The following is a 5,634-nucleotide window of genomic DNA, read 5'->3' as shown; positions in this document are numbered from 1 at the left end:
CATCGGCAAGCAGGTATAAGCCTATGGAGCGCATTCCGATCCTGCAGATGGGCGAATTCCTGCTGGTGACCATTCAGGTGGACATGCACGACCAGCTGGCGCTGACGCTGCAGGAAGACCTGACCGACCGCATCAGCCATACATCGGCCCAAGGTGTGCTGATCGATATTTCCGCACTCGACATGGTCGACTCCTTCATAGGCCGGATGATCGCCAGCATTTCCGGCCTGTCGCGCATCATGGATGCCGAAACCATGGTGGTCGGCATGCAGCCGGCCGTGGCCATTACCTTGGTCGAACTCGGCCTTACCCTGCCGGGCGTCAGTACGGCACTGAATGTGGAGCGCGGCATGCAAGTGCTGCGTCAACGTGTGAGCCGAAAATGAATGTTCGCGAAAGCGGCAGCCATCCTGTGCGCATAGAGCAGGATGTAGTGTTGGCGCGCCAATTGGCGCGCAAGTTGGCCGGTGAATGCGGCATGCGCCTGGTGGACCTGACCAAGCTCGTGACCGCCGTCAGCGAGCTGGCTCGTAACACGGTGGTCTACGGCGGCGGCGGCGACATGGACTGGCAGGTGTTGGAGGATGCCGGGCGTGCAGGGCTGCGCTTGCTGTTTCGCGATGAGGGCCCGGGCATTCCCGATGTCAAGCTGGCGCTGACCGATGGCTGGACCTCGGGCAGTGGCCTTGGCCTGGGCCTTACCGGCGCCCGACGGCTGGTCGACGAGTTCGAGCTGGACACGGCCCCCGGCCTGGGCACGCGTGTGACGATCACCCGATGGGCATGAATATTCACGCTACCGCGACTCAAGTACTGCGCCTGGACGACCCCAGCGACGTCGGCCATGCCCGACGTACTGCACAAAAGCTGGCCGAGCGACATGGCTTTGAGCCGGAAGAGGCAGGGCGTGTGGCCTTGGTGGCCACCGAGCTGTGCAGCAATGTCCTCAAGCATGCCCGCCATGGCGAGCTGCACATGCGCGTGCTGCCCCGTAAGCAAGGCGCCTTCGCCATCGAGCTGCTCACCGTGGACCGGGCCCAGGGCTTCGATGCCCACAGTTGCCTGGCCGATGGCTATTCGACGGCGGGCACCCAGGGTATCGGCATGGGGGCCATGGTGCGTCAGGCCCAGGTGTTCGACATGTACGCAGATGCTCGCGGAGCCGTGGTGCTGGCGCGCCTGCACAGGACGCTTGACCGCGGCGCAGACCTGCGCTGGGGCGTCAGCCAGCATGCCCTGCACAACGACCCCGCCTGCGGGGATACCTGGCACCTGGCTATCGATGGACAATGCATCAGTGCACTGGTGATCGATGGTCTGGGGCACGGCCCTGATGCCGAAGTGGCGGCCAAGGCGGGCGCCGCCGCATTTGCCGAAGCGCCGTATGGCGACCCGTTGCAACTGTTGCAGGCCATGCACCAGGCCATGTCCGGCACCCGGGGTGGGGCTACGGCGGTGGCGCAATATGACCGTGCCCATGACCGCCTTAGCTTCACCGGCATCGGTAACATCGGTGCAAGCCTGGTGGCCGGGGCACAAGTGCGCGGCCTGGCTTCGCTGCCGGGCATCGTGGGTGGGCAGTTCAGGAAAGCCCAGGTGTTCGACTACGCTGAGCTGAATGGAAACCTGTTGATCATGTACAGCGACGGCCTGCAGTCCCGTTGGAACCTGAAGGACTACCCTGGCCTGGTGCACCGCCACCCGGCCGTGATCACCGCCGTGCTGCACCGCGATTTCTGCCGAGGCCGCGATGATGTGACGGTGCTGGCCGTCGACCTGGAGGCCGCGCATGTCTGATGCACAACTGATAGCCCGGCTGCAGGCCGAGAACGACGCCTTGCGCGCCGAACTGGAGGAAACCAACCAGGGCGTGCTGGCGTTGTATGCTGAGTTGGACATCCAGGCCGAGCAACTGCGCCAGGCGTCGGACCTGAAAAGCCGCTTCCTGTCCTACATGAGCCACGAGTTCCGCACGCCGCTGGGCTCAATCCTGAGCATCACCGGCCTGCTGACCGATGAACTGGACGGGCCCTTGTCGCAAGAGCAGCACCGCCAGGTGACGTTCATCAGCACCGCCACCCGCGAGCTGTCCGACATGGTCGACGACCTGCTCGACCTGGCCAAGATCGAAGCCGGGCGCATCACCATTTCGCCCGCCTGGTTCGATATGCTCGACCTGTTCGCAGCCTTGCGCGGGATGTTCCGGCCGATTGTCGATGTCACGGCGGTCGACCTGATTTTCGAAGAGCCGGTGGGGTTGCCACGGCTTTACACCGACGACAAGAAACTTGCGCAAATCCTGCGCAACTTCATCTCCAATGCACTGAAGTTCACCACCCGCGGTGAAGTACGCGTGTCTGCCGAGTTGCTGGGCAACGACATGATCCGCTTTGCGGTCAACGATACCGGCATCGGCATTGCCCAGGAGCTGCTGGGGACCTTGTTCGAGGACTTTGCCCAGGTCGACTCGCCGCTGCAGAAGCGCCTGCGCGGCACGGGTCTGGGCCTGTCGTTGTGCAAACGCTTCGCCATGCTGCTGGGTGGCGAAGTGGGTGTGCACAGCGAGCCAGGGGTCGGCTCATGCTTCTTCGTGATCATTCCTCTGGCCCTGGCCCAGGAGAACGTCGATGAAACCTGATGTGCGCCTGCTGATCGTCGACGACAACGTCGCCACCCGCTACGCCCTGCGCCGGCGCCTGGCGGTGCACGGCTACGAAGTGATGGAGGCGGGCACGGGCGGCGAAGGGCTGGCGATGATCCGCGACCAGCAGGTGGACGCACTGATCCTGGATGTGAACCTGCCGGACATGAGCGGTTTCGATATCGTCAGGTTGCTGCGCGAGGACGCGCGCACCGCACTGCTGCCGGTCATCCACGTGTCGGCGGCGTCGATACTGAGCGGCGATATCATCACCGGCCTGAACGCCGGCGCGGATGCCTACCTGGTCCACCCGGTGGACCCTGAGGTACTGGTCGCCACCCTGCGCACCCTGCTGCGTGTACGTGATGCCGAGCGTGCGCTGCGTGAGAGCGAGGCGCGCTTCCGGGAGATTTTCAGCAGCGTGTCGGCCCCCATCGCCGTGCTCGATGCAGAACTGAAGGTGCATGAATGCAATCAGGCGTTCAGCCACCTTACCCAGGACAACCGTGATGCTGCGCAGCTTCGGGAGTGCTTCGCCGAGGGCCAGGCGGCAGCCCTGGACGCCCTGCGCCAGCACCTGTTGGCCGGCGAGCGATGGAAAGGCACCCTGAGCATGCAAGTGCGGGGGCACTTGCGCGAGACCGAGTGGCAGCTGTCACCCTACCAGGCGACGGGGCTGTGCCTGGTGTTCGTCGAAGACGTCACCGAGCACCGTCACCGCGAGCGCTCGCACCTGGCCCGCCTGGACGTTGCCACCAGCCAGCTGGCGCGGGAGGTGGCCGAACGCGAGCGCACCGAGGCGCAGCTGCTGCAGCTGCAGAAAATGGACGCCCTGGGCAGCCTGACCGGCGGCATCGCCCACGACTTCAACAACCTGCTTACCGGCATCATCACCAGCCTGGAACTGATCCGCAAACGGGTGGCGCAAAACCGTGTCGAGATGGTGCCCAAATACGCCGAGGCCGCGCTGAGTTCGGCCACCAGCGCCGCGTCGCTCACCCACCGCCTGCTGGCCTTCGCCCGCCAGCAGCCGCTGGACACCCGCCCGATCGATGTCAACCGGCACGTGCGTTCGCTGGAAGAGCTGCTGACGCGCACCATTGGCGAGCGGGTGATGCTGACCCTGGAATTGTCGCCCCAGCCAGCCATTGCCCTGGTCGATCCGGTGCAGCTGGAAAGCGCCGTGCTCAATCTGGTCATCAACGCCCGCGATGCGCTGTGCAAGAACGGCCAGATATGGGTCAACACTGCCGCGACCTGGTCCCACGGCAACCCCAACCTGCTGGATGGCCCGTACATTGCGGTGAGCGTGCGCGACGATGGCAGCGGTATCCAGCCCGAACTGCTGGAGAAAGTCTTCGACCCGTTCTTCACCACCAAACCCGTGGGGCAGGGCACTGGCCTGGGCTTGTCGACCATCTATGGCTTCGCCCGCCAATCGGGTGGGCATGTGGTATTGAGCAGTGTGGTCGGGCAGGGCACCGAAGTGACGCTGATGCTGCCCGCCAGTGCCGAGGCCGCTGTACACGTCGAGCGCGACAGCGGTCTGGACCTGCAAGGCAACGGCGAGCACGTGCTGGTGGTAGAGGACATGGCCTCCGTGCGCCTGTCGGTGGCCGAGGCGCTGACCGATGCGGGGTATCGCTGCAGCCTGGCCTCGACCACCGACGAAGCGCTGGCGTTATTGGGCGGCGACTCCAACCTGGACCTGATGCTGACCGACGTCGGCTTGCCGACGTTGAGCGGCCGCGAACTGGCTGACCTGGCACGGGGCTACCGGCCGGATCTGCCGGTGTTGTTCATGACCGGCTATGCGGATGCGGCACTCGACCGCCAGGCGTTTCTAGGGGTTGGCATGGATATGCTGTTGAAACCGTTTCAATTGGCAGAGTTGCTTGGGAAAGTCCGCCAGGCGGTACGCAAGGGCTGATGACAAAGCCATGCTTTGCACTTGATTACCCGGGTCGATAATATTTCCGGGCGACATTCAAATGGCATCATAAGTGATGCCAATTTAATGGCAATTAGTGTTCTTCAAGAAAATGGAGTTTCGGATGCAAGACCCGGCCAAACCAGCCCAGCAAGATATCGAATTACCGAATGGCGTCTTCCCGCCGATGCCTGGGTATACCAACGAAAACCTGCTCGAAGTTGTAAACACGCCTGTTGTGGCCTTCCTTGAGGCGCTGCAAGCCGACCCCGGGTTCATTCGGGAAACCAGCATCGCGCTGGTCACCCACTTGTGGGCCGACTTGCAACGGATGGGCATCGAGTACCAGATTTCGACCTGGTACCAGACGCCGTATCAACACCCGGAAACCCGCGCGCGCAATATCAGCAGCATGGCGCTGCAGCTGGGCAGCTTTGCCGCGCAGTCGGCGTTCGAATCGTTGCAGGGCTCGCCGCTGATGAACGAGGGCGATGATCTTGTGCGAGCGTTTACCGACAAGGCGGCGTGGGGCATACATGATCATATCGTCAGGCTGAATGACCAAACGCTGACCAACCCTGAAGAGCTGATGGGGAAGAAGGCGGAACTGGTGCGTGACGAATACTCGGATTACGTAAGCGCGCCGTTCGAACTTACCCCGAACGTGTTGCCTCCGATGGCAGGTTATACCCTCGACGATTTACTGGCGGCTGTACTAAGTCCGATTGCAGCATTTCTGCAACATCACAATATCGAAAATAGCCAGATTGACGATAGCGTGGGGGCGTTGAAAGCTCAGTTGAGCAAAAGTTTCGAAAAGAACGGTATTGCCTGTTTGATTGCCTTCTATTACCTGCAGCCATTGGCTGACCCAGCACTCCGCGCACGCAATATCGCTGGTTTTGCAGAAACGGCCGAGGGTGTAGCGATGGAAGCTGCGGCCGACGCGTTGCAAGACTCACCCTTGCAGGAGCAGGGCGACGCCTTTTGCTGCGAGCTGTTCGAAATGGCTGGCAACGCCATCAAGGCACACATTCTGCAGCTGAATGATGCCACTGCCGAT

At 62.7% G+C, this 5,634-nt stretch carries 6 protein-coding genes; all 6 read left to right on the top strand.

Features of this window, described 5'->3' with window-relative positions; translation table 11 throughout:
- Nucleotides 1-23 precede the first annotated feature (23 nt).
- Nucleotides 24-386 (top strand): STAS domain-containing protein, encoded by a 363-nt coding sequence (locus HP547_RS26875; RefSeq protein ID WP_172219846.1) that lies wholly within the window; start codon nucleotides 24-26, stop codon nucleotides 384-386.
- A complete protein-coding gene (locus HP547_RS26870; RefSeq protein ID WP_172219843.1) occupies nucleotides 383-787 on the top strand; it encodes an anti-sigma regulatory factor in 405 nt (134 codons plus the stop codon). Before HP547_RS26875 ends, HP547_RS26870 begins: the two co-directional genes overlap by 4 nt.
- Entirely contained in the window at nucleotides 784-1,797 is a 1,014-nt protein-coding gene (locus tag HP547_RS26865; protein ID WP_172219840.1) for an ATP-binding protein, read from the top strand. Before HP547_RS26870 ends, HP547_RS26865 begins: the two co-directional genes overlap by 4 nt.
- Nucleotides 1,790-2,638, top strand: coding sequence for a sensor histidine kinase KdpD (locus tag HP547_RS26860; RefSeq protein ID WP_172219837.1), 849 nt, complete (start codon nucleotides 1,790-1,792; stop codon nucleotides 2,636-2,638). Before HP547_RS26865 ends, HP547_RS26860 begins: the two co-directional genes overlap by 8 nt.
- The gene (locus tag HP547_RS26855; RefSeq protein WP_172288448.1) at nucleotides 2,628-4,571 is read left to right on the top strand and encodes a response regulator; all 1,944 of its coding nucleotides are present in this window, start codon (nucleotides 2,628-2,630) and stop codon (nucleotides 4,569-4,571) included. Before HP547_RS26860 ends, HP547_RS26855 begins: the two co-directional genes overlap by 11 nt.
- A 124-nt stretch (nucleotides 4,572-4,695) precedes the next feature.
- On the top strand, nucleotides 4,696-5,634 hold a 939-nt coding region (locus tag HP547_RS29320; RefSeq protein WP_175586408.1), incomplete at its 3' end, for a hypothetical protein.

The organism is Pseudomonas sp. CM27 (genome assembly GCF_013179515.1).
Taxonomy (GTDB): domain Bacteria; phylum Pseudomonadota; class Gammaproteobacteria; order Pseudomonadales; family Pseudomonadaceae; genus Aquipseudomonas.
The sequence above is the reverse complement of the archived record's forward strand: the minus strand, read 5'-3'. Positions and strand labels throughout refer to the sequence as shown.